Origin of the sequence: Pseudomaricurvus hydrocarbonicus (assembly GCF_011602365.1) — a bacterium.
GTDB classification, from domain to species: domain Bacteria; phylum Pseudomonadota; class Gammaproteobacteria; order Pseudomonadales; family Cellvibrionaceae; genus Pseudomaricurvus; species Pseudomaricurvus hydrocarbonicus.
In genome coordinates, this window is the sequence record NZ_JAAONZ010000015.1 from 87,690 (window position 1) to 109,988 (window position 22,299).

General features: G+C 50.1%; 19 protein-coding genes. 15 read left to right on the top strand and 4 right to left on the bottom strand.

From position 1 onward, the window contains the following. The first annotated feature begins 2 nt into the window (after window positions 1-2). The 6 genes from G8770_RS17005 (at window position 3) to G8770_RS17030 (ending at window position 6,795) form a co-directional block, all read left to right on the top strand. Window positions 3-824 (top strand): alpha/beta fold hydrolase, encoded by an 822-nt coding sequence (locus tag G8770_RS17005; RefSeq protein ID WP_167189593.1) that lies wholly within the window; start codon window positions 3-5, stop codon window positions 822-824. Window positions 825-856: 32 nt separating this feature from the next. After that, window positions 857-1,444, top strand: a complete 588-nt coding sequence (locus G8770_RS17010) for an isochorismatase family protein (RefSeq protein WP_167189596.1) — start codon at window positions 857-859, stop codon at window positions 1,442-1,444. 57 nt (window positions 1,445-1,501) lie between these two features. Continuing rightward, window positions 1,502-2,716: an FAD-dependent oxidoreductase gene (locus tag G8770_RS17015; RefSeq protein WP_167189599.1), complete on the top strand. Its 1,215-nt coding sequence runs from the start codon at window positions 1,502-1,504 to the stop codon at window positions 2,714-2,716. A 331-nt stretch (window positions 2,717-3,047) separates the two neighbouring features. Continuing rightward, on the top strand, window positions 3,048-3,704 hold the full coding sequence (locus tag G8770_RS17020; RefSeq protein WP_167189602.1) for a hypothetical protein: 657 nt from the start codon (window positions 3,048-3,050) through the stop codon (window positions 3,702-3,704). A 40-nt stretch (window positions 3,705-3,744) separates the two neighbouring features. Beyond that, window positions 3,745-5,445, top strand: a complete 1,701-nt coding sequence (locus tag G8770_RS17025; RefSeq protein ID WP_167189604.1) for a carbon-nitrogen hydrolase family protein — start codon at window positions 3,745-3,747, stop codon at window positions 5,443-5,445. A 309-nt stretch (window positions 5,446-5,754) separates the two neighbouring features. Beyond that, window positions 5,755-6,795, top strand: coding sequence for a hypothetical protein (locus G8770_RS17030; RefSeq protein WP_167189607.1), 1,041 nt, complete (start codon window positions 5,755-5,757; stop codon window positions 6,793-6,795). On the opposite strand, the gene G8770_RS17035 is transcribed toward G8770_RS17030, so the two are convergent. Next, entirely contained in the window at window positions 6,792-7,484 is a 693-nt protein-coding gene (locus tag G8770_RS17035) for a Crp/Fnr family transcriptional regulator (protein ID WP_167189609.1), read from the bottom strand. The two genes, G8770_RS17030 and G8770_RS17035, sit on opposite strands and share 4 nt — an antisense overlap. A gap of 541 nt (window positions 7,485-8,025) precedes the next feature. Between G8770_RS17035 and G8770_RS17040 the strand changes: the two genes are divergently transcribed. From G8770_RS17040 to G8770_RS17080, 9 genes are all read left to right on the top strand, one after another. Next, on the top strand, window positions 8,026-9,243 hold the full coding sequence (locus G8770_RS17040) for an aromatic ring-hydroxylating dioxygenase subunit alpha (protein WP_243760548.1): 1,218 nt from the start codon (window positions 8,026-8,028) through the stop codon (window positions 9,241-9,243). A 196-nt stretch (window positions 9,244-9,439) separates the two neighbouring features. Next, window positions 9,440-10,261 (top strand): SDR family NAD(P)-dependent oxidoreductase, encoded by an 822-nt coding sequence (locus G8770_RS17045; protein ID WP_167189615.1) that lies wholly within the window; start codon window positions 9,440-9,442, stop codon window positions 10,259-10,261. Window positions 10,262-10,364: 103 nt separating this feature from the next. Further along, on the top strand, window positions 10,365-11,171 hold the full coding sequence (locus G8770_RS17050; RefSeq protein ID WP_167189618.1) for a class I SAM-dependent methyltransferase: 807 nt from the start codon (window positions 10,365-10,367) through the stop codon (window positions 11,169-11,171). A gap of 37 nt (window positions 11,172-11,208) precedes the next feature. Beyond that, on the top strand, window positions 11,209-12,582 hold the full coding sequence (locus tag G8770_RS17055; RefSeq protein WP_167189621.1) for a BCD family MFS transporter: 1,374 nt from the start codon (window positions 11,209-11,211) through the stop codon (window positions 12,580-12,582). 33 nt (window positions 12,583-12,615) lie between these two features. After that, window positions 12,616-14,031: a BCD family MFS transporter gene (locus G8770_RS17060; protein ID WP_167189624.1), complete on the top strand. Its 1,416-nt coding sequence runs from the start codon at window positions 12,616-12,618 to the stop codon at window positions 14,029-14,031. Between the two features lie 35 nt (window positions 14,032-14,066). Beyond that, complete coding sequence (locus G8770_RS17065; protein WP_208022324.1) at window positions 14,067-14,306, top strand: Trm112 family protein; 240 nt, start codon at window positions 14,067-14,069, stop codon at window positions 14,304-14,306. 47 nt (window positions 14,307-14,353) lie between these two features. Further along, window positions 14,354-15,466: a cobalamin-independent methionine synthase II family protein gene (locus tag G8770_RS17070; RefSeq protein WP_167189627.1), complete on the top strand. Its 1,113-nt coding sequence runs from the start codon at window positions 14,354-14,356 to the stop codon at window positions 15,464-15,466. Between the two features lie 11 nt (window positions 15,467-15,477). Continuing rightward, a complete protein-coding gene (locus G8770_RS17075; protein WP_167189630.1) occupies window positions 15,478-16,065 on the top strand; it encodes a hypothetical protein in 588 nt (195 codons plus the stop codon). 37 nt (window positions 16,066-16,102) lie between these two features. Beyond that, the gene (locus G8770_RS17080; RefSeq protein ID WP_167189633.1) at window positions 16,103-17,092 is read left to right on the top strand and encodes an adenosine kinase; all 990 of its coding nucleotides are present in this window, start codon (window positions 16,103-16,105) and stop codon (window positions 17,090-17,092) included. 52 nt (window positions 17,093-17,144) lie between these two features. Here the strand turns inward: G8770_RS17080 and G8770_RS17085 are convergent, their stop codons facing one another. From G8770_RS17085 to ahcY, 3 genes are all read right to left on the bottom strand, one after another. Further along, window positions 17,145-17,840 (bottom strand): hypothetical protein, encoded by a 696-nt coding sequence (locus G8770_RS17085; RefSeq protein ID WP_167189636.1) that lies wholly within the window; start codon window positions 17,838-17,840, stop codon window positions 17,145-17,147. Between the two features lie 171 nt (window positions 17,841-18,011). Then, complete coding sequence (locus G8770_RS17090; RefSeq protein WP_167189639.1) at window positions 18,012-20,465, bottom strand: TonB-dependent receptor; 2,454 nt, start codon at window positions 20,463-20,465, stop codon at window positions 18,012-18,014. Between the two features lie 408 nt (window positions 20,466-20,873). After that, window positions 20,874-22,256: an adenosylhomocysteinase gene (ahcY, locus tag G8770_RS17095; protein ID WP_167189642.1), complete on the bottom strand. Its 1,383-nt coding sequence runs from the start codon at window positions 22,254-22,256 to the stop codon at window positions 20,874-20,876. Between the last annotated feature and the right edge of the window lie 43 nt (window positions 22,257-22,299).

The following is a 22,299-nucleotide window of genomic DNA, read 5'->3' on the forward strand; positions in this document are numbered from 1 at the left end:
CGATGCCAGGGTTGCTCAAAAAATCATTGCGGTGCGGTTATGTGGATGTCGGTGAAGGGCAAATTCATTACCGCTACAGCAAGATCAGCGATACACGGTCTTTACCACTGTTGGTGTTGTTGCACCAATCACCCAGTGCGTCGGTCATGTATGAACAACTGATGTTGGCCCTGGCCGAGCACTTCGAGGTGTTGGCACTTGATACTCCGGGGTTCGGGCAGAGTGATGCGCTTGAAGGCCCCACCAGCATTAACGCGCTTACCCTGGTGCTTCATTCCGCCAAAAGCCAGATTGATTCCCGTCCCTGTTATGTGTTTGGGCATCACACTGGAGCGGCCATCGCCGTAGAGTGGGCGGCCACCTTTCCGCAAGAAGTGACCTGCCTGGCACTTTCCGGACCGCCATTATTGGACGAGCACCTGAAGTCGGTTTTAGTGGAAAGAGCTTGTTTGTTTCCACCGCGGGAAGATGGTCAGCATCTCATCTCAATGTGGCACAGGATCCGCGACAAAGATCGTCAAGCCCCCTTGAGTTTAAGTGTGCGTGAGTTGTGTTTGGCTTTCAGTGCCGACACGGCCTATCCCCAATCTTACCAGGCGGTGGTGGATCATAACTTCACCGAGCAATTGGCAAACATAATTTGCCCTACCCTGGTGCTGGCGGGTGGCAAAGATCCGCTTTATGACAGTGTGGAACCCACGCTGAAGCAGTTAAAACACCCACAGAAGGGTGAGCTGCCAGCGCAATCGGGAACCTATGTCTGTGACTTGAACACTGACGCAGTCGCTCAACAGTTAACCCGTTTTTGGCAGCAAAACAGCTGATCATCAACGTTCACATTAGCAGGAACCAGGTTATGGATTTACCAAGACAGACTGTTTCGCTCGGTCAGAAACCCGCGCTGTTACTGGTCGATATGGTGCAGGGATTCACATCGTCTGCGTGCCCTTTGGGGACAGATTGCCCCGATGTGGTTGAAGCCAATCGACGCTTGCTGGAACTCTTTCACGACAAAGGCTTGCCGGTGGTATTTACCACGGTGGTTTACCATAACGACGATCAGGCCAAAGTGTTTCGTCAACGTATTCCGGCACTGAATGTTCTCACGCCAGACTCGGACTGGGTCAAAATCGATGCCCGGTTACCCGTGCACGAGCAGGATATGCTGGTGGAAAAACAGTGGGCCAGCTGCTTCCATCAAACCGACCTGGCGGCGCGCTTGCGGCAGCTCGGTGTTGATTCGCTGGTCGTCACGGGCCTGACCACCAGTGGGTGTGTCAGAGCCACGGTGGTGGATGCGCTGCAGTACGACTTTCCGGTTGTGGTTGTAGAGGAAGCGGTCGGCGATCGTAACCTTGAGGCTCATGCGGCAAATCTGCACGATATGCACGCGAAATACGCCGAAGTAGCCCGTTTGGCAGATGTGCTTGCCCTGTTGTCCTGACACAAAAATTTCCCGGTGCCATTGGCATGAAACGAATCAGTAAGTAAGGAAGACGTTATGAAGTTGCAACACCCTGTCATCATTGCCGGTGCGGGTCCCTCCGGTTCGGTGCTGGCGTTATACCTGGCAAAGCAAGATATTCCCGTTATTTTACTGGAGAAGCATGCGCAATTACCCATTGACTTGCGGGCCTCGACGTTTCATCCCCCTTCACTGGAAATGATTGCCGATCTTGAACCAAAAGTGATCGAAAAAATGCTGGCCAAAGGCTTAAAGGCAGATCGCTATCAATACCGGGATCGGCGCACGAACGAGACGGCCACATTTGATATGGCGTTGCTGGAAGGTGAAACCCGTTATCCTTTCCGTTTGCAGCTTGAACAGTATGAGTTGACGCATTTTATCGTGGAAGAACTCAAGCAGTACCCCTGCGCGCAAATCAAATTTGAGCACGAGCTGCTCAGCTTCAGCCAGGATGAAGACGGCATCAACGCGCGTGTGGCAACACCCGACGGGGAAACGGAATTGCATGGTAGTTTTTTAGTGGGCGCCGATGGTGCGCGCAGCAATGTTCGCAAGTCATCTGCTATCGGCTTTCTGGGTTTTACCTACGATGAAAAGTTTCTGGTAGTCTCGACCAGCTTTGCGTTTGAAGAAGTGTTCGATGATTTTTCTTACGTCAACTATGTCTCAGATCCGGATGAGTGGTGTGTCATTCTACGGACTGACAAAATTTGGAGAGTGCTGGTGCCTGTCACCATTAACAATGATGACGATGAACGTCATGTGCTGTCAGATGACTTTGTGCAGGAACGCTTGAAGCGAATATACGATCAAGGCAGTGATTACCATATCGGCCATCGAACCTTATACGCTGTGAATCAGCGGGTGGCGGAAACCTATCACCAGGGCCGTATGGCATTGGTGGGTGATGCCTGCCACATCAATAATCCTCTGGGTGGCATGGGCATGAACGGTGGTTTGCACGATGCCTTCAACCTGGCCGAGCGTTTGGTCCGAATTGCCAGGCAAGGGACGGACTATCAGCAAGAATTTACCCAATATGACCGTCAGCGAAAGGACCTGGCTGTTCGTTTTGTGCAGGAACACACTATCCAGAATAAACAACTGATGGAATCTACCGACCCGTATGTGCAGGCCAAACGTCAACAATGGTTGATGGAAATGTCAGTGGATCCGGTAAAAGCCAAGGAATTTTTGCTGGAGCGGGCAATGATCAATTGTGTACGTGACAGCCTGGCGGTGGAGTAATGTTAAAATTTTGGCAGCCGTGAGGGTGGGCGGGAATTTCTTTGCCTGCCCAGCCCAATACCCAGTGACACAGAAAACCTATTATTTTGAGCAACGCTAAAAACGGCAATTGGTCTATGTTCAAGAAATGTCAATGGTGTTTGATGGCGGCATGACAATCCGCTGTAGACAAGACACCCAGTCCAGGTTATCCGGGTGACATATTGTGGAATATTTGAGAAATGTCAAATTTGTACCTCTTTATCGAATGTTCGACAAGATTTTTAAATTGCCTTGGCGGTAGGATAAACGCTGGCTTTATTGATAATCATGCAGGTTGGTGGGAGTAACGATGAAGACGAACCTTAAGGCAGTATCCTGGGGGGCATTGCTGATACTGCTATCAGCTTGTGATGGGGCCAAAGAGCGCTATGAAAATGCCTCGAGCACTTCTGAAGGCAATTGTGTCAATGTATTTCATTTTTGGCTCACCGACAGTCTGGAACCTGTTAATAAAATACATCATGATCTGAAAAGTTTCATTAAATCCAAACCCAGTGCCGACCCTTTAGTGATTCATCAATACACTGCTACCGATGAACAGGGGCATGATCAATCACTGTCCTGTAAATTCAAATCACCGGATGTCATGTCTCAATTGACGCAGCGATCAGTTGCACCCGCCAGCTGTTTGTCGATGAATCGTGAGATTGTTTCACGGGCCAAACAGCGGTTGGCGGGTGAAGGCAAAAAACCGACCAGGGAATTGCAATTCGTTGACGATGAAGAGGTGAGCCTGGGACCTTTCTATCTGAGGCCCTGGCCATATCAAGTTGCCTATGAACAAAGCGGGAATACCTACGTTCGTGCAAAATCGTTGATGGTTTCCGCTGATTCCTGGATGCCCGTACCGGACAGTTTCAAAGGCACATTCTATTGCCACCTGCTGTCACCCGGCTACGCCTATGACCTTTTGCTGGGCGTCACTAGTGCTCCCCCTTTGGGGTGACAATGCACTTCACTGTGGTGCTTCAGGAGAGTGGCATTCAATGATTCGAGTAGCGGCCGTTCAGTTTACGAGCAGTGCAGATCGTGTAGACAATTTGAATACCTGTTTGGGCTTAATTGATGCGGCTGTCGAAGGGCAGGCACAGTTGGTGGTTTTGCCACACCTGAATGCGGCTGGCAGGGAATTTGCTGACTCCACTGAGGCTTGGGACATGGCGCTGTGTCCCGACGATCCATTGCTAACGGCCATCGCGTCAAAAGCCCGCAAGCATGGCTGTTATATAGTTACTGCGGCCACTTTGCGTCTGAAAGATTCGCACACGGCAGAGACACCGCTGTTATTCGGACCCGGAGAACACAGTGTGTCAGACGTTGAGGCCGCGTCTCGCGTTCATTTGGGACAAATCCCTTGTGTGACTGCAGAGCGGATGCCACGGGTGGTGGACACTGAGCTGGGTCGAATAGGAGTGTTGGCTGCAGGAGATGTTTGCAGCTTTGACACTGCGCGGGTGCTGGCATTGCAAGGGGCACAAATTCTCTGCAGCTCAATGGGTGCTGCCATACCGCCGCACGTGCATTTGCACCACCCAGTTCGATCCGCGGAAAACAGGGTGTTTTTGATCGCAGCTACTCATCTCCAAGACCCAATATTGCCAACTGCAACGTCGTGGGTTGGTACTGCTGAGCCGCAAGCTGAGCTGATGGAATGCCGGGCCAGTCAGATTATTTCACCGAAAGGACAGGTTCTCGCCCACGCACTGGATGCGCAGGAAGGTGTGATCTGGGCAGAGATAGAGCCAGCGGAGGCCGATCGTAAACTGAGGCCGGATGGCAGTGATGTGTTTTTTAATCGCCGGCCAGCACTGTACGGCGACATCGCGCTACCCTCGACAGATGAGTTTGGGCAGCGGTCTGGTGACTTGGTGTTGGCTGCAGAGGATCTCGGTATTGCCATGGTAAGCGTCGATGCGGTAGACGGTGAGCGTCGTTTGCGGCAGGCCTTGAGGGCAATCTCGAGTTTACCGGATACGGTGCGACTGGTGATGTTACCCGAATTATTTTGGCTGGAGTCGACGAGTGTTTACCCCTTGTCCGACACGCTGGAGCTTTCCAGGCAAGTGCAAGCAGAGTTGTTGCAGCTCTGTTATCAGCGTCAGTTCCACATTTGTACCAGTCTGATCATGGCCAGTCACAACGGCTTACAGCATTGTGGGGTACTGCTTGGCCCGCAGAGTATTGAAATTCTTCAGCCCCAATTGCATTTCAGCGCCCGTTACGGTTGGCACCAAGCGGGAGAAAAGCTGATGATTGCCGATCTCCCCTGGGGCCGGACAGCGGTTTTGACCGGCGATGACGGTTGTTATCCGGAGCTGGTGAAGTTAGCCGCCCAGCGGGGAGTACAGACGTTGCTGATAACCTGTAATTGTCAGGAGGACTGGGAACTCCGCAGCGGATTTTTATCTCGGGCAGCGGAGCACCGTATCAGCGTGATCATGTGCAGCCGTGACAGTGAACCTGTTTGTGGCCTGATCGCCTCGGCCGAAGGTCAACGGGTATCCAGCACCCGCCAATCCGCATCGACCCTGCTGGCACGGCTTGAACCGGTTGCCGGCGACTGTGTAACCTCTTTGTCGAGTACTGAGGCAGCAAGACGGCGTGCTTCGTTGCTGGCAGCAGAGTTATGTGCCCCTAATCCCTTTGATATAGAGCAATCTGACGATCTGGGAATATTTCTGGTGTAGAGGGTCTCTTCTGTAAAAAATTTCTTATTTAAAGGAGCGCTTATTACAGCATCTCTTATTTACAGAAGCTCTTATTTACAGTATCCCGCACCCGGCGGAGCGAAATTGTTAAAAAAAATGAATTCCATGATCTAAATCCTTTGCTGTAGCCGTATATGTGAAAGGTCAGCCAGGATTGGTAAAACGGGTAGTAAAAAAGCACTGAATGCCATTGTGACACCGCTTGAAGACCGGGCGTCAGAGGCAAACTGGCAGTGTTCTGAGTAAATACCATGAACGAGAAATCCAGACAATAATCAAGGTGTTTAAATGAAGCTCAATGCAAGCTTGGCACACAACAAACAGTATCCCTTCCAGCTTCGCTGGGGGCTGTTAGGTTGTCTGGCTTTGTTGGGGTTAGCCATAGGGTTTGGACCCTACAGTGACCATATTGAGTTTCTGTCAGATCAGGGCAAGAGTTGGTATTTCTGGCAATTACCCGAGTCTACGACATGGGGTTTTTATACCGCCTGGGGTGGCTATATTGCTCATCAAGTTTTTCACTGGTGGATCATTTACCGGGCTCGACAGCTGAAAGCTCAGGGAGCCATCGCATATACTTCGGGGCTGAACCGCATCAATGTGCTGGCTCTGGCGGGGAACGCCGCCTTCATCGGCCTTCACATTGTGCAAACCAAGTTTTTTTATGACGGTCTGGCGCAGACGGTGTCGGTCTGGTCATCGCAATTTGCGGTGATTTTCATGCTCGTCGTTATTATGATCATGGAAAACCCTCGCCGAGGGCTGCTGTTTGGCAAGCGCATGCCGATTAAGCAAATGGTGGTCACTTGCTTTCGACGCTATCACGGTTATTACTTTTCCTGGGCGATTCTCTATACTTTCTGGTACCACCCGATTGAGCTGACCGAAGGTCATTTGTTGGGCTTCTTTTATCTGTTTGCACTTTTGCTGCAGGGCAGTCTGATGTTTACCCAATCTCACCGCAATCGCTACTGGACATTTTTTCTGGAAGTCTATGTTCTGGTGCACGGTACCGTGGTGGCATTTCAGTCGCCGGCACAGGGTATGACGGCGGTGGCGATGTTTTTTACCGGCTTTTTTACCTTGCTGGTTGTCACTCAGATACACGGCTTGGGTTTGTCCCGGCGGGTCGTCACTGCGATCATCATGCTCTATCTGGGAGTGATTACGGCTCTGATCGTGCAGGGTACGATTACCTGGGTGATACCGTTGCGGATCCCTATGGGGGAATATGGGCTGGTGCTGTTGGTTGCCCTGTTGGCCTGGGGTCTGCTCGCCCTGTATGCCCGCCTTCGAGGTGGGTCGGACGAGGGAACCGGGAAGGGCTAGTGTGCGCTGGCCAGCTCTTCCAGTATCAGACGGTCAATTACCCTGACTTTGTGGGCCGATTCGATGTGGATAATGTTACTGTTTTTGAGCTTGGTGAAGGCCCGGCTGACGGTTTCAATCGTTAAGCCCAGGTAATCGGCAATATCCTGCCGATTCATGATCAGATCAATGACATCGGGGTTGGAACCCGGCTGTCGCAGGCTAATTTGTTGCAAGAGAAAACAAAGTCGCTCATGGGCTTTTTTCTGCCCCAGTGCAAATAGTTGATCAAGGGTATGGGCAAGAATATTACAGCCTGTTACTCGGACGCGACTTTTAAAGTTGCTGTTGTTGTCGATAATGTCAAGGAATTCACGGTGGGGGAATACTTGCAGATGACTTTCTTTCAGGGCAATCACGCTGTATTCGAATTCCTGATTGCTGGTTATGCCAATCAAGTCACCGGGAAAGGAAAAACCGATCACTTGCCGTTTACCGTTTCTCGAGCTTCGTTCCAGCATGAGGGCGCCACTGATGACGGAGTAAACCTGGCTGGCTGGGCTGTGCTGACGAACCAGACATGTGCCGGCGGGAACTTGTTTTCGCTTGCAGATATTTGCCAGGGGCTGAAGCTCGTCTGCACTGATGCCCCGAAAAAAGCGTGAGTGGAAAAAAGTTTCTACAGGTCGGTGTATTTCTGTTTCAAGCATCTATTCGTACCGTCAATGATAGGCTGAGCTTAGCCCAATCGGCTGACGCTTGTCTATTTAGATCATTAAGGAAAATCGAGGGAATGATCGAGCTGACTGGCAGGGGTTGAAACTCAGCCAGAGCGGCTGTTTTATGTACGGCTCTGGGGCCGGCGATGGTGTGAATTTATTTGCGTATTTTGCCTGTTTTTAGCGTGACTTGGCGGTCTATGGGTCATCTTTATTCAAAATCTTTCCCATCTGCCTTGAGGCTTTAACCCAAAGCCTGAGAATGACGATTTCTCGACTATTGTCTCGACTTTTTTGTTATAACTGAACAAATTTAAGACATTGAACGTAAATAGACAGTGCAGTAGCAAATCACCCACCCAGGAGAAATTATCATCCCTTTCGGGTGGGTGGCGCTCTGAGAAAACCCTTACTTGAACTTATTGATAATTGTCAAGATGCTTTAGCTGGCTGGGTTTTACAGTAGCACTAAGAAAACACATAAATCGTGTGGATAAATGCGTAACCGTCTGGGGAGGAAAAACCCGTGTTAATGAATCTGTGGTATGTGGGCGAGTGGTCCAGAAACGTTAAAGACAAGCCCGTGAAAACCAAGATCCTGGGGCAAAATCTGGTGTTATTTCGTGATGCCGAAGGTAAGGTGAAATGTCTGGCGGATGTGTGTTTGCACCGCGGTGGTTCACTTTCCGGTGGCTGGGTCAATGAAAAGCGGGATTGTGTGGTATGTCCTTACCATGGGTGGGAATATGGAGACGGTGGTAAGTGCAAGAAAATTCCGTCCGAAGGTCCCGATTTCAAGATACCCGAGCGTTTTAAAATCGATTCTTATCCGGTCGAAGAGCATTATGGCATGGTGTGGATCTTCATGGGGGATCTGCCCGAAGAAGAGCGCTACCCGATACCGCCATTCCCCGAGTTTGATGATCCCGAATGGCGAGCTGTGGATTCGGAATACGTTTGGAAAGCAGAGGCCGCAAGGGTGGTCGAAAATGGCATTGATATTGCCCACGCATCTTTCGTACATCCTGAGTTTGGCTATCCGGATGCCGCAGATCAAAACTTTATTGAAAAAATTGAACGTCACGAGTGGTGGGCCTCATCCAGTAACGTTATGTACCCACCGGAGTTGAACGGTGGCTTGTTCAACTGGCGCAAGAGCATTCGTAAAGACAAACAGGAAACGCGGGTCCACCCTGTCTGGTATTTGCCGGGCATGACGGTTCGTATTCAGATCGATCTCAAGCCGGGTTGGCATATTCTAATGTTTGATGCCAACACACCGGTGGACGAACACACCACTCGTACCTTTGCTATACAGTTGCGAAGTTTCTTTAAACAGAAAATATTTGATAAGGGCTCGGTCAAACGTTTGAAGAAAGTCTTGCTGGAAGATGCGGCGATTGTGAATGAATCCAGCCCTTATTACCTTCCGGAAACACTGGTGAATGAGCTGTCGGTGAAATCCGATCGATTTATGTTTACCTTCCGTAATGCACGTCGCAAGCTGATAGAAGAAAAGGGGTGGTTAATTGATACCGATGCCCGTGATCGTTATCAGGGCCGAAAGGTGCTCACGGTACCTTGCCCGGAACGGCGTGAGGCCCTGGAAAAAGGCGAGGGATGGGTGTTTGATGCCATGCCATCGGTCGCACCGATTGTACAACCGGTAAAAATTACCGATACCCAGCCGGGGTCAGAGCACGATGTGATTGCTGCAAGCAAAGCGGCCGGAGAGGCGGTCAGCGACTGATTTCAGCCGCTAATGGTTAAATCGAAAAACGCGTTCTTTGAACGCGTTTTTTTTTGCCGGTTTAAAGCAAATATTGTGGGCCAAATTTGACATTTGGCAAGAGCAAATCGTGAAAAGCTAGTTCACTGGTTATGTACGTCAGTGGTTATGGCTGGCCGAAATAACAACCCTAGACACTTAATTGGAGGCTTGAACAGTGAAATCAGTTGTGATTACCGGAAGTACCCGGGGGATTGGTAAAGGATTGGCGGAAAACTTTCTCAAGCGTGGTTGTCACGTAACTCTCAGTGGGCGCAGCCAGGCTGCGGTGGATGAAGTCTGTGAGCAATTGAGATCAACCTACGGAAAAGACAAGGTCACCGGTAAGTCCTGCGAGATTACCTGCGTTGAAGACCTGCAAGGTCTCTGGGACCATGCCCGGCAAACGTTTGGGATGGTGGATATCTGGATCAATAACGCCGGAATCAGTATTGAACGAAAACCTCTTGATGAGCAGAGCCCCGACGATTTGATGCGAATTGTTAATACCAATTTGGGTGGCTTGTTGCTGGCTAATAAGGTCGTGCTGGCGGCAATGAAGGCCCAGGGTTTTGGTCATATGTGGAACATGGAGGGCTTCGGCAGCACGGGCCAGATGAGTATTGGCATGGTGCCCTATGGGGCAACCAAGCGAGCCGTGCATTATGTCAACCTTGCACTGCAGAAAGAAGTTAAAAACACCAATGTGCAGGTGAGTCGATTGAGCCCGGGGATTGTGGTGACCGATCTGTTGGTCGGGGACTATGACCTGGCCTCGCCTGAGTGGCAAAAGACCAAAAAAATTCTCAATATCCTCGGCGACAAGGTTGAAACCGTAACGCCGTTTCTTGTCGACGGGGTACTCGCCAGTAAAAAGTCAGGCGATACGGTGGCCTGGTTAACGACAGGAAAAGCGTTTCGTCGCTTTCTGACCGCGGCGTTTAACAAGCGTGATTTGTTCGCCGAATATGAGGCCGAATGTATACCAGCCGCTGATTGATTATTGTCAATAATTGACTCTATATCAAAATATTTCAATATAGGTTCGGATGCTTTTGGGGTAAGGTTTAGTCATCACATTGAAACATGGCCAGGAGCAGGTAATGAGCAAAGCATATAACGAAATGTCCTACGTCGAAGTGGCTGCTATCTACAACGACATCAACAACATTCCTTTAGACGCAGCCCAGACTCTGGGCAAATCCATCAGTGAGCTGGTCGGTGAGGGTGCCACAATGATGGATTTTGGCGGTGGCGCGGGGCGTATCTCGGTACCCATTGCTGCGCACACCAATATGATTGCTGTGGACATTGAACACCACATGCTCAAAGCATCGAAAAAGCTCGCAGAAGATCGCCATATCGTTGCGCGCCAGGCTGTAGGAACGGTTCTGCAAACCCCGTTTGCCAGTAATACATTTGATGCGGTCATCACCACCAACGTCTTGCACCAGATTGAAATGTGGCGTGATGCCTTAAATGAAGCAGCTCGAGTATTGAAGCCAGAGGGGTTGTTCCTCATTGGTCGTGATGTACTGGACGAAGAGTCTTGTGCCGGTATTTTACGCAGTATGTCCCGCTACTTTACCGTGGATATCGCGCCGGAAATGAAACCTACTGATGCGGCCGGACCTGCGCTGTTCCAGAAAATCCAGGAGATGGGTGGGTCGATGACGCGCCCAGTAGTAGCAAGCTCCTGGATTGAGAAGGTGTCGGCTAATGAGATCCTGCAGCGTATGGAAGACGGTGTTCATAACGAGACCTGGAGTTTGAGCCGAGAAGTGATTGATGAGTTGATGGCCAAGTTACGTCCGTGGGCGCAAGAAAATATTGCAGATCTGGACGCGGTGGAAGATGTTAAGTGGGAATTCCATGTCTACCCCATTTCTGGCATTGGACAGAAAGGTTAACGCGCTCGTTTCTCTCTAATTGCAGAAGGTACATCATATGGACAAGTTGATACTGTTCGTCAGAGCGTTTCAGTTAACATTGCCCAGGGCAGCAGCCGGTTGGTTGTTTGCCCTCTTGACCAGTAACTTCAACCGTATTGCTATTTATGAGTTGGGGATTACCGCAGTTGTGATTACAACCTTGCTCGGATTGTATCACTTCCTGTCACCGTTCCAGGTAATTTATGGACGTATTGCTGATCGGGTACCGATATTTGGGCTACACCGTACTCCCTATGTGTTGATTGGGATGTTGATCTCAGCCGTTGCAGTGGCTGCGTTGCCCTACATTGTTGTGCCCATGTCACAGACACCGGATGAGTTTTACTTTCTCAGCTTCCCTTATGCCACTTACATCATCGCATTTATCGTATTAGTGTTTTTTGGGATTGGTTTTGCAATGGCTGGAGCGAATCATTTGGCTTTAGTGGCAGAAGTTATACCAGAACGCAGCCGTGGGCTGGTAACGGCACTGATCTGGACCATGTTAATTCTGGGCATGATTCTGTCTTTGCAGTTCATTCGGGGGTACATGCCGGAATATAACGAAGACACGATGCGCTCTCTTTATCTGCTGTCCATTCCGATTGTCGGTATTGTTACTTTACTCGGTGTTATTGGTGTAGAGCCCAGAGTCAAACCCGGTGAAAATATTGCCGCAGGCGGAAAGCTGGAAGCAGAAGAGCATGCTTCGTTAAAAGAGTTTGCGGTCGATGTCGTGCGCAACAGTACTGTGCGCAACTTTTTTCTGTTTATCTTCCTGTTCATGTTTGGTTATAGCCTGCAAGACAATATTTTGGAAGTGTTCGGTGCCGAAGTCTTGAGCATGACCGTGGGCGAAACCGGTCGCTTCCAACAGATATGGGGTGGTGGTGCCATAGTGGGTATGTTCATGATGGGCTTTCTGGTGTTTAAAGGGGGTATTTCTAAGATCGCCGCCATCAGCTTTGGTATCAGCGGCATCGGACTGTCCATGTTCTGCCTGGCTTATGGTGCTTACGAGGCTTCGCCGTCTATTGTGCACATGTCCCTTGTGGCAATGGGGTTCTTTAATGGTTTTGCGCTGGTTGGCACCTTGACCAGCATGATGGAGTTCACCACTGATAATGAGCGCGGTGCGTATATAGGTTTGTGGGGGTTGGCCATTGCTTTTGCCAGTGGTCTCGCTTCCATAGCGGGAGGACAACTGGTGACCACTTTAATTGAAAGTGGATGGTTCGCAGCCAGCGAAGGCTTTGCATGGATTTTTGTGCTGGAAGGCGGCATCAGTTTACTCAGCCTTGTGTTCTTGTGGCAAGTGAAAGTCGACAGTTTCCACAAAGCGATCAGTAAAGACGGTCTCAGCAACGCTATGGCTGCTGATCTCGGATAAGTCACGGTTACTGAACTACTCAGGAGATGAATAATGAAAGTCAGTGAAGGTCAGGCAAAACTGCAATTTACGCTGCAAAAGATCGCCATAGCCTGGAGCTTTTGCATGGTAGTCACCAGCTTTAACCGGGTGGCAATTATTGAGATGGGTTTACCCGCAGCAATTATTTCTGTATTGATCGGTGTCTACACCCTTTTTGGTCCCTTGCAGCCGGTGATTGGCCGCATGTGCGAGCGCTGGCCGATTTTCGGTTATCGCCGTACGCCGTACATGTTACTGGGTACCCTATTGGGAGGTTGTGCCTTTCCATTGATGCCAGCGGTGCTGGTGGATATGCAGGCAGGCAGCACACTGGCTTATGTTTATTGCCTGTTGCTGTTCTGTGCCTTTGGCCTCTGTATTGCCATGCAGGCGAACGTATTTCTGGATCTGTTGAACGATGTCACCACCAAGGAAAGCCGTTCGCGAGTGGTCACCTTGACCTGGACTGTACAGGCATTGGCCATGGCAGGCTGGGCCTGGGTGTTTGGCTTATTGATGCCCGAGTACAGTCTGGAGGCGATGCAGGATCTGTATAATCTGACCCCCTTCGTTATGTTGAGTATCACCTTTCTGGGGCTGTTCAAGCTGGAAACACCATTAAATGCCGAGCAGCTTCAGACACTTAAAAATAACCCGCCAAAACCGGTTAAACTGTTGGATCCTATGAAAGAATCCATGGCGGTACTGGGTTATAACCGTCATGCATTTTTATTTTTTGTCTTCATTATTTTTTCTTTGCTGTCGGTATTTTTGCAAGACATGCTGCAGGAGTTGTGGGCAGATGACCTGTTTGGCCTGGCTGCAGGGGAATCCACTATCTACCAGCGTTTCTACAATGGTATTCAAACGCTGGGTATGGCAGCGTGCGGTATTTTTGTTGGTGTTACAGCAAAAAAACGCATTGCCGCCAAGCAAGCTGCAGGTGAGTCCACCGAAAATGAAAAAACCCTGCCATTTGATTTTGGAAAACGTTTAATGGTGGTGGGCGCCCTTCTGTCGATTATGGGATTTGCTTTACTTGCCTGGGCATCATGGCTGCAGAATCTGACTTTGTTCAATGCGTTCTATTGCTTTAGTGCATTCTCTCTGGGTCTGCTGGTCTTTCCATCCATCAGCTTTATGGCGGATATGACAGTTGAAGGTCAAGAGAGTAAATACCTTGGCCTGTGGAGTCTGGCACAAGTGATTGGTTTGTTTCTGTCATTCACGGTCAGCGGTGTTCTTTACACCCTGCTGGTAGAGAGCGCCTGGTTCTCAGCCAATGTTGCCTTCGCTCTGATATTTATTTTGCAAGCATTGATGGTAGTGATGAGCTATCTGGTCGTGCGTAACGTTACCATCGAAGGTTTGCAGAATGCTGCTCAGCCTGAGCAAGACATACTTAATTCAATTCAAGCTCAGACTTGAGGTCTGATTATTCAACTCATTGCGGGATAAAACTTATGAGCACACAAGATTACACTGACATTTTGCATTGCCCCCATTGTGCAGCGCAAGAGAAAGGAACATTACGGTTGGTCAAAACCGATTGGTTAGCTTGCCAGGACTGTGAGCGTCAATACCCCATCGTGGAGGGCATTCCGGTGATGCTGCCGGAAGAGGGTGACAAGTGGCGTGGGGTAGCCGTTGACGAATTGCCCGATATTGAAGAGCACAATCGCTTCGTCAGTGTGGCCGGTTAAATGTGGATAGTGAACTTTTAGGATAATAAAAATCGAGGAATTGAAACATGTGGAATACTGACCTGTTTCCTACCCAGTTGGTGGGCAGTTACGTCAAGCCGAAGTGGCTGGCGAATCACGAGAAGGTCTACCAGAAAGAAGGTACCTGGTGGAACGTTGAGCAACCGTTATTACAAGATGCCATTGATGACGCAGTTCGCCTGGCCATTTACGATCAGAATCTGGCAGGAATGACATTTGCTACCGACGGCGAAGTACGTCGCCAAACGTTTAGTGGTCATTTTTACAATTTATCGGGCATTGACCAGGAACAACCGGAAGAATTTACCAACTTTCACAACGATATCACCGAATACCTGAAGATGAAGCAGAAGGCCACCAACGTGGGTGCCGATCTGGCCAAAGACGAAAAACCCAAAGAGCCTATGAAAGTGCTTTTCCCGGCCGTTCGGGAAAAAATTCAGTGGCCAGGACCCATGGTGGTGAGTGATATCCCATTCCTTAAACGCTATGCAAATCAGCGCAGTAAAATTACTGTGATTGGACCGGTGACATTGTCCTATCGTCTGGTGGACACTGGCGTCTACGCCAACCACGCCGAACTGTGTTTTGCCATTGCTGATGCACTGAATCACGAATTAAAAGCTCTGGCTGCGGCTGGTGTGGACCTGATTCAAATCGATGAACCTGAAGTGCACTTCCGCTACAGTCAGTGTCAGGATTTTGCCGTTGAAGCGATCAACCGTATGATCCACGGCGTTGACTGCCTGACTCAGGTGCACGTTTGCTATGGTTATTCGAAAAATATTGCCCTCAAAGAACCTTCCCCCATTTACCCGAAAGCCGTATCGCTGATTGCCGAATCCAACATTGATGCAATCCATACCGAATACGCGCAACCGGGTCACACACCGGATTTTCTAACCTCGGTGGGTGACAAGCTGGTGGCGATTGGTGTGTTGAATCTGGATCCTCAGGGTGAAGTGGAAGAAATCGAAAATATTCGCAAGCTGATTATGGATGCCATGGACGTCGTGCCTAAGGAGCGCATCAGTTTGGCACCCGATTGTGGTATGTGGTTTCTGGATCGTGACTTTGCCTTCCGTAAAATCAAGTCCATGTGCCTGGCTGCGGACTCTCTCCGCAATCAGTTTGGATAAGTGGAGGCATTGTGAATTACGGCGATCAATTGCGTGATTGCGTCAGTGTATTGCAGCTGGATATAGTCGAGGGAGCCGCTATGGCTCCTCATGACATTCAGGTTCAGCTCTATCGTGACCACGTCGATTTCAAGGTGCTGGATCAGTTGGACCAACACTTTAAACAACAAACTCCGATTCCCGAGCATGCGGCAGACAGCTTTACGGCGTTCATTCTTAGTAAGCCTCTGCGGATGGATAGCACACTGGTGCTGCACGCCATGCAATGCCTAAATGAACAGGGCGAGCCGAATGGCGAACTCTGGGTTAAATTTAAATCTACCCGGTCTCTGACGAATTTGGACAAGGATGTGACCGAGCTGGGTTTACACGCCTTGCAATTACGAATGCTCAAAGACCAGCCCTTACCCGCTTGTGAGGCTAAAGTGGCTCCTTCTGGACCGGAATGGTTGCGCACCGGGATTGATTTGGGAGTGGGCCTCAACGCCGGGAGTTGGCAATTGCCTGTGTTGGAAACTCCACTGGATGTGCCTGAGCGCTTTGCGGGGCATCTGTATCTGAAATTGCTGACGGTGGATCATCCCGTTTGGCATGGATAACACTGGCATGGATAACGCAATAGGAAAGGCAAACTACATGGCTAAATATCACATTTATGGTCTGGGTGCTGCCCTGGTGGACACTGAAATCGAAGTGTCGGATCAGGATCTTAGCAGCTTGAATATTGAAAAAGGCTTGATGACGTTAGTTGACAGTTCGCGTCAACAAGAGCTGATTGCCCATTTGAATGGTCACCTGGTCGCTTCCAAACGTGCCAGCGGTGGTTCCGCAGCCAACACCATTATTGCCGCCAGCTATTTTGGCGCAAAGTCTTTTTACAGCTGTAAAGTCGCAGCCGACGAAAATGGCGATTTCTACTTGCAGGATCTCAACAACGCCGGGGTTGATTATCATCGTGAGCTCCACCGGCAAGCCGGTGACACCGGTAAGTGTCTGGTTATGATTACTCCCGATGCTGAACGTACCATGAATACTTACCTGGGCATCAGTGAAACACTTTCGGTGGCCGAATTACATGAAGATGCCATAGCTGTGTCCGAGTATCTGTATCTCGAAGGTTACCTGGTGACCTCCGACACTGGACGTGCCGCGGCCATTCGGGCGCGACAGTTGGCAGAAGCGTCCGCAGTCAAAGTCGCCATCAGCTTATCAGACCCGGGCATTGTTCAGTTTTTCCGCGATGGTTTGCTGGAGATGATTGGTAATCGCATTGATCTGTTATTTTGCAATAAGGATGAAGCTCTCAGCTTTACCGGCGTTGAGGCGCTGGAAGACGCGATTGATCAGCTAAAACGTTATGCCCGTACGTTTGCGATAACTCTGGGCGCCAATGGGGCTTTGGTGCACGATGGTAAGCGCACAATGATCGTTCCCTCTACCACGGTAAAAGCCATCGACACTAACGGTGCGGGGGATATGTTTGCTGGAGCGTTTCTCTATGCCATCACCCACGGTTACTGTTTTGAACAGGCGGCTGAACTTGCCAATAAAGCTGCGGGTGTCGTGGTCTCCCAATTTGGGCCACGGCTAAGCGCCGAACAACACCACATCATTTTATCTCAATAGTCTGTCTCCAGACGTTTCGATAAACTTGCTAGATCACAGCACTGTGTTACCTTCAAGCAGTGCTGGTTTCCTGCGACACATCCTGTTGGCTGTAAATCTGTTGGCGGCGCTCAGTCAGTATCAAGCTGATAATAAACACCACTTCGGCAAAATTGCCGGCGAGAAATCCCCAGGGTTGTGCCGCACTGGCACCATTGACGATAAAGATGAATACCCCTCCCAGTAACATCCAAGGCCAGCCGGTGGTCCTCCAATACACCCAGGCCAAAGGCAAAAACACCAGATTGGAGAGAATCGTCGCCCACGGGGGCGCAGAAGATAGATTGCCGAGTTTATGTACCCCAAGGGCTGATTTGTCGCCCAACTCCAGTAACACGACCTCATGGTATAAACCGAACATTATAGCGGCGCCAGTAAAGAGCATTAACGCCCTTTGCACTAGACGCTGGCGAAATAACCCTACTGTCGTGGCCCGTAGCAAAGAAAGGGCAAACAGCGGCAGAAACGGCAGTACCATAGCGTGCAATATAAACCGTGGTACATTCGCTGATGGGTACCAGTCTTGATTGAAATAAAGATTGCCCATAGCCGTGATCATGTTGTCATAACACATGCCGAACAGCAGGGCACACAAAAAGGCAATTCGCCAGCCCTGCCGATGTGTCCCTTGATTTGATTTCGCAGACAGGATCCAGACTAGTAATCCAGCATGAATAAAAGCGTAAATGAACAATAAAAAGTGCAACATATTCTGGGTTTATCGATGCAGAGATATAGCTTTTCTGTAAAAAGTGAAGAGCGAAAAGCGCGATTTTTTTGAAATATTTCTGTTGAAAAAAGGCTATTAAAGATGAGAAATAAATTATTAGGATAGTGTGGTGAATACCGTCCTGACAGGACGGTATTCACCACCGTTAGTTTAGAAACGATAACCTACGGTCAGGGATGTCATGCGACCCATGCGGTTAACAATGGTTGGTTGCTGTTCTTGCGTCCAGAGATATGGGCGGAAGGAGGTGGTAGGCGTGTCATCATCCAGCAGGTTGGTGATAGTCAACTTGCCGTACCAGTGTTCAGCTTCCAGACCTGCGAGGAAATTCACATCCCAGTGATCCTCTATCGAAAGGGTATTGACGGTATTGATGTAACGCTTGTCCCGCCATACTGCACTGAGGTCAGCATAGAGCTCAGCGCCAAAGGACAGTTGTTTGCTGTATCGGAAACCAGTATTGAAAGTATTGCGGTAATTGTTGACCATTTCCTTACCGGACAGGTCGCCATCAGACACCTGCAGGTTATTCATGACCACGCAATCACCACCGGCGACATTGAAGCAATAGGGATAATTGGTTGCATTGAGACCCATTTCTTCATAGTCAACATAGCCAAAAGTCGCGCTCTGGAAGCCTTTCTTTACTTCGGTATCGTTAAACGTGTAAGCGGCTCTAAAGGTCCAGGCATCGCTGATCTGGAAAGCCGTTTCAATTTCGATACCTTTGATTTCCACTTCACCCAGGTTGGTTACAATTGCCGATGGAATAGTCGCCCCGGTGGTGTACTGGGAAAACTGGCGCAATTGCTGATCCTCCCAGTCGATCTTGTAGGCAGCAATATTCATATAACCGCGACCATTGAGTACAGTGCGTTTGGCGCCGAACTCATAGGTAATGTTGGTCTCTGGTTCGTAGGTAAGTTCAGAGGCAATAGGGGTACCGCCGTTGATACCCCCGGATTTGGTGCCCTTGGCGATATTCAAATAAAAGGTGGTGAAGTCGTCGTACTCGTAGGTGGCAATCAGGCGTGGAGAAACCCAATCCCAGCTTCCTTCTTTCAGACCTTGTGCGCCGGTGAAGTGCAATACGTTATCGGCTTCTTTTTCTTCCTTGGTGTAGCGGGCTTCAATACCGACATTGAGCTTATCGGTGAAATCGTACGCCAGTGAGAAGAAAGCGGATTGGATTTTAGTGTTGTGGTTGGTCTGGGTAATTTTCTGCGGATCACCATTAGCGTCAACGGAAAGAATGGATGAGGCAATAGTGGCTGCGTTGATATCGTCTCCGTAGACACTACCGCTGGCCGGGATGGCACTGGAAGTCAGCCACTGATCAAGCTCGATGTCAGCATACAGCAAGCCAGCGCTCCACTCCCAGGGGCCTGAGCCCGAGGACTGGATGCGCAGCTCCTGGCTGAACTCTTCCCGATCATCGTTGGGCTGGCCGCCGTAATTGTAGGCGTCTACGTTAAGGATATACGCACTGGCACCCCCCAGATTCAGGGTCGTGACGTAGTTAGGCATCAGTGTGGTGGGTGTCACAGGGCCAAAGCCGGTGTTCACTGCGATGACTGGAGCGAACACCATCGTTTGACCATTGTAGGCGTTGGCATAGCCTTGCAGTGAACGGGTTTCAGTCTCCGAGTTCGCCGTGATGGAACTGATGGTGAAATCGTCGTGATACCAATTAACGGACAGATTATAGCGGTCTGACTTGTTGGTCACGCCGAAGGCTCCGTCCACAAAACCATCCGGATCTTCGGCTTCGATTTCACCGTAATAGGCAGTGGCGGGACCGGTCACGGCGGCCATGCCCAGAGGGGTCAGGGTATTTAAGCCGGGGGTATAGTGCAGGCCAGGAATCAGGAAGGGTGCGCCACCGGTGACGGCAGTATTGATTGCGGCTTCATGCTCGGCATTGGAGGTGATCTCATAGCCGGCATTGTGATGTTCCTGCATATCAATATGCGTGGCTGAAAAATCGAATTCCAGGCTGTCGATGGGAGTGAACACCACGCGTAAGCGTTGTGATTCATTATCGATGGCCCCCATATAGGTGTCGTCTTGCTTAAAGGTGGAGCCGGTTTCGGTATTTTCCAAATCGAGGCTAAACGCCAATGTTTTATGTACGGGCACTTCTACTCGACCCTTGATGCCACGCTGGCCGTCGGTACCACCGGTAACTTCAACCTGCGCTTCGAATTCATCACCGGGTTTGGCGGTAATGTAATTCATCGCTCCAGAGAAAGCGTTACGTCCATAGATCGCTGACTGCGGACCGCGCACGACCTCGACACGTTCCAGTCCCATCATGGGTATAAAGGAAGCCGCTCGGCCTGAGGCGTAGACGCCGTCAACAAATACAGCGACGTTGGTATCGTCACCGATCAAGCCGGGCTGGCTCATGCCACGGATACTGATATTACCTGTGGCCATGGTGCCTGATGAATCGTAAACCAGCCCCGGAGATTTTCGAACAATGTCCCGCATGTCTTGCATGCCGGATCGTTCAATGTCCTTGGCTGTGAAGGCGTTAATGGCGAGAGGAATATCCTGCAGGGTTTCTTCCCGTTTCCGGGCGGTTACTATAACTTCTTCCAAGAGTGGCTGTGCCTGTTCAGAGGCTGCCCACACTGGTGGAGTGAGACTGCTAACCAATACTGCTATATACAATGGGTGCTGCTTGAATGTGGACATAAGTCCTCCAAAATTCGGGTTTTTTTATTGAGTTCTCACCGAGCGTTTGGAAATTTGATCCTTAAATGATCCAGATCAATAAAGCTTCCGTACCAACTAGTTTATTTTTTACCCTGACCCCAAATTACCAAGCTATAAAAGTACTATCAATATATCTTTATGGGCGTCAAGTGGTGAAAATTGAGAAATGTCAATTAACGTTAAATTCCTTTGCAGGCCAAGTACGGTGCTGGCTCCCGCGTTCCCATGTTGAGAATGCCTGCATCGGGGTGGTTTGGCCGGCCCTTAAGTGGACCAGTACTGAATGCAGTTTTAGTACTTGTAGGCTTCTGGTTTAAAGGGCCCATTAACGTCCACATGGATATAATCTGCCTGATCCTTGGTCAGCTTGGTGATTATGCCGCCAAAACCTTCAACCATATCTTTAGCTACCTCTTCGTCCAGCTTCTTGGGTAATACCTTCACATAGAGGTTTTCAGTTTTCTGGGCTGCGGGAAGATCGGCAAACTTTTTCTCCCATAAATAGATTTGAGCCAAAACCTGGTTGGCAAATGAACCGTCCATGATGCGCGACGGGTGGCCGGTGGCGTTACCGAGATTCACCAGGCGGCCTTCGGACAACAAAATCAGGTGGTCATCGGTGGCTTTGTTCCGGTAGATCTTGTGCACTTGAGGTTTGATTTCGTCCCACTCGTATTGGTCGCGCAAATAGGCGGTATCAATTTCATTATCGAAGTGACCGATGTTACACACTACGGCTCCGCGTTTAAGGGTTGTCAGCATGGCGGCGTCACACACATTGATGTTGCCGGTGGTGGTAACCAACAGATCCGTGGTGCCCAGCACGGCGATATTAATGTCGGCGACTTCACCGGTGTTGATGCCGTTGTTGTAGGGGGAGACTACCTCGTAGCCATCCATGCAGGCTTGCATGGCGCAGATAGGATCGATTTCGGTCACCTTGACAATCATGCCTTCCTGCCGCAGTGAAGCTGCAGAGCCCTTGCCTACATCGCCGTAACCAATCACCAGCGCTTTCTTGCCGGACAACAGGTGGTCAGTGCCGCGTTTAATGGCGTCGTTCAATGAGTGGCGGCAGCCGTACTTATTGTCATTTTTGGACTTGGTGACGGCGTCGTTGACATTGATGGCCGGAACTTTCAGTTCGCCCTTTTCCAGCATCTCCAGCAAGCGATGGACGCCAGTGGTGGTTTCTTCACTGATACCGTGAATGCGATCAAGCAGCTGCGGGTATTTTTCGTGGCACAGTTGGGTCAGATCGCCGCCGTCATCCAGAATCATATTGGCGTTCCACAGCTCGCTGCCGTTTTTTTCCGACAACAGTGTTTGTTCAATGCACCACCAGAACTCGTCTTCGGTTTGACCTTTCCAGGCAAATACGGGAATACCGGCGGCAGCCATGGCGGCGGCAGCGTGATCCTGGGTGGAAAAGATATTGCACGATGACCAGCGCACTTCGGCGCCCAACTCTACCAGCGTTTCGATCAGCACGGCGGTTTGAATGGTCATGTGAATACAGCCCATGATCTTCGCTCCAGCCAAAGGCTGATCGGCCTTGTACTTGCGACGCAGGGCCATCAGGGCCGGCATTTCGCCTTCGGCAATGGTGATTTCCTTGCGGCCCCATTCGGCCAGTGACATGTTAGCGACCTTGTTATCGGTAAAACTGCTCATAATAACTCCTAAAGATACAGGCGCCGGGCGGGGCTGGAAGCCT

Bases quoted from the DNA above. Each gene is read 5' to 3' on its own strand.
- G8770_RS17020 (WP_167189602.1), top strand. From the start codon at position 3,048: ATGAAGACGAACCTTAAGGCAGTATCCTGGGGGGCATTGCTGATACTG.
- G8770_RS17080 (WP_167189633.1), top strand. From the start codon at position 16,103: ATGGCTAAATATCACATTTATGGTCTGGGTGCTGCCCTGGTGGACACT.
- G8770_RS17010 (WP_167189596.1), top strand. From the start codon at position 857: ATGGATTTACCAAGACAGACTGTTTCGCTCGGTCAGAAACCCGCGCTG.
- G8770_RS17050 (WP_167189618.1), top strand. From the start codon at position 10,365: ATGAGCAAAGCATATAACGAAATGTCCTACGTCGAAGTGGCTGCTATC.
- G8770_RS17005 (WP_167189593.1), top strand. From the start codon at position 3: ATGCCAGGGTTGCTCAAAAAATCATTGCGGTGCGGTTATGTGGATGTC.
- G8770_RS17085 (WP_167189636.1), bottom strand. From the start codon at position 17,840: ATGTTGCACTTTTTATTGTTCATTTACGCTTTTATTCATGCTGGATTA.
- G8770_RS17070 (WP_167189627.1), top strand. From the start codon at position 14,354: ATGTGGAATACTGACCTGTTTCCTACCCAGTTGGTGGGCAGTTACGTC.
- ahcY (WP_167189642.1), bottom strand. From the start codon at position 22,256: ATGAGCAGTTTTACCGATAACAAGGTCGCTAACATGTCACTGGCCGAA.
- G8770_RS17065 (WP_208022324.1), top strand. From the start codon at position 14,067: ATGAGCACACAAGATTACACTGACATTTTGCATTGCCCCCATTGTGCA.
- G8770_RS17060 (WP_167189624.1), top strand. From the start codon at position 12,616: ATGAAAGTCAGTGAAGGTCAGGCAAAACTGCAATTTACGCTGCAAAAG.
- G8770_RS17035 (WP_167189609.1), bottom strand. From the start codon at position 7,484: ATGCTTGAAACAGAAATACACCGACCTGTAGAAACTTTTTTCCACTCA.
- G8770_RS17055 (WP_167189621.1), top strand. From the start codon at position 11,209: ATGGACAAGTTGATACTGTTCGTCAGAGCGTTTCAGTTAACATTGCCC.
- G8770_RS17015 (WP_167189599.1), top strand. From the start codon at position 1,502: ATGAAGTTGCAACACCCTGTCATCATTGCCGGTGCGGGTCCCTCCGGT.
- G8770_RS17030 (WP_167189607.1), top strand. From the start codon at position 5,755: ATGAAGCTCAATGCAAGCTTGGCACACAACAAACAGTATCCCTTCCAG.
- G8770_RS17040 (WP_243760548.1), top strand. From the start codon at position 8,026: ATGAATCTGTGGTATGTGGGCGAGTGGTCCAGAAACGTTAAAGACAAG.
- G8770_RS17025 (WP_167189604.1), top strand. From the start codon at position 3,745: ATGATTCGAGTAGCGGCCGTTCAGTTTACGAGCAGTGCAGATCGTGTA.